We start from the raw sequence: 1,756 nt of genomic DNA, 5'->3' as shown, positions 1-1,756 counted from the left end.
ATCAGACAATCTGTGTGGACACTGCACAATGCGTATCTTGAGGTAAGGAGGTGATCCAACCGCAGGTTCCCCTACGGTTACCTTGTTACGACTTCACCCCAGTCATGAATCACAAAGTGGTAAGCGCCCTCCCGAAGGTTAAGCTACCTACTTCTTTTGCAACCCACTCCCATGGTGTGACGGGCGGTGTGTACAAGGCCCGGGAACGTATTCACCGTAGCATTCTGATCTACGATTACTAGCGATTCCGACTTCATGGAGTCGAGTTGCAGACTCCAATCCGGACTACGACGTACTTTATGAGGTCCGCTTGCTCTCGCGAGTTCGCTTCTCTTTGTATACGCCATTGTAGCACGTGTGTAGCCCTACTCGTAAGGGCCATGATGACTTGACGTCATCCCCACCTTCCTCCGGTTTATCACCGGCAGTCTCCTTTGAGTTCCCACCATTACGTGCTGGCAACAAAGGATAAGGGTTGCGCTCGTTGCGGGACTTAACCCAACATTTCACAACACGAGCTGACGACAGCCATGCAGCACCTGTCTCAGAGTTCCCGAAGGCACTAAGCTATCTCTAGCAAATTCTCTGGATGTCAAGAGTAGGTAAGGTTCTTCGCGTTGCATCGAATTAAACCACATGCTCCACCGCTTGTGCGGGCCCCCGTCAATTCATTTGAGTTTTAACCTTGCGGCCGTACTCCCCAGGCGGTCGACTTAACGCGTTAGCTCCGGAAGCCACGCCTCAAGGGCACAACCTCCAAGTCGACATCGTTTACAGCGTGGACTACCAGGGTATCTAATCCTGTTTGCTCCCCACGCTTTCGCACCTGAGCGTCAGTCTTTGTCCAGGGGGCCGCCTTCGCCACCGGTATTCCTCCAGATCTCTACGCATTTCACCGCTACACCTGGAATTCTACCCCCCTCTACAAGACTCTAGCTTGCCAGTTTCAAATGCAGTTCCCAAGTTAAGCTCGGGGATTTCACATCTGACTTAACAAACCGCCTGCGTGCGCTTTACGCCCAGTAATTCCGATTAACGCTTGCACCCTCCGTATTACCGCGGCTGCTGGCACGGAGTTAGCCGGTGCTTCTTCTGCGAGTAACGTCAATCGTTGCAGTTATTAACTACAACGCCTTCCTCCTCGCTGAAAGTGCTTTACAACCCTAAGGCCTTCTTCACACACGCGGCATGGCTGCATCAGGCTTGCGCCCATTGTGCAATATTCCCCACTGCTGCCTCCCGTAGGAGTCTGGACCGTGTCTCAGTTCCAGTGTGGCTGGTCATCCTCTCAGACCAGCTAGGGATCGTCGCCTAGGTGAGCCATTACCCCACCTACTAGCTAATCCCATCTGGGCACATCCGATGGCGTGAGGCCCGAAGGTCCCCCACTTTGGTCTTGCGACATCATGCGGTATTAGCTACCGTTTCCAGTAGTTATCCCCCTCCATCAGGCAGTTTCCCAGACATTACTCACCCGTCCGCCGCTCGTCACCCAGAGAGCAAGCTCTCCCGTGCTACCGCTCGACTTGCATGTGTTAGGCCTGCCGCCAGCGTTCAATCTGAGCCATGATCAAACTCTTCAATTAAAAGTTCGATTTGCTGAAACAAGTTCAGCGATGCTCAAAGTTACTTCACATCATTCATAATGAATTACTGCTTGGTCACTCTAAGACTTGATATTTTTTGCCACCGAGGTGGCTGATATCGTCTTGTGAGTGCCCACACAGATTGTCTGATAAATTGTTAAAGAGCAGTG

At 52.1% G+C, this 1,756-nt stretch carries 1 rRNA gene; it reads right to left on the bottom strand.

The features are described from left to right. Positions 1 to 43 precede the first annotated feature (43 nt). Positions 44 to 1,586, bottom strand: a 16S ribosomal RNA gene (locus tag BS640_RS21795). Positions 1,587 to 1,756 lie beyond the last annotated feature (170 nt).

Source organism: Rouxiella badensis (genome assembly GCF_002093665.1).
GTDB lineage: Bacteria > Pseudomonadota > Gammaproteobacteria > Enterobacterales > Enterobacteriaceae > Rouxiella > Rouxiella badensis.
Note: the sequence above shows the minus strand (reverse complement) of the source record. Positions and strands in the feature narration are given on the sequence as shown.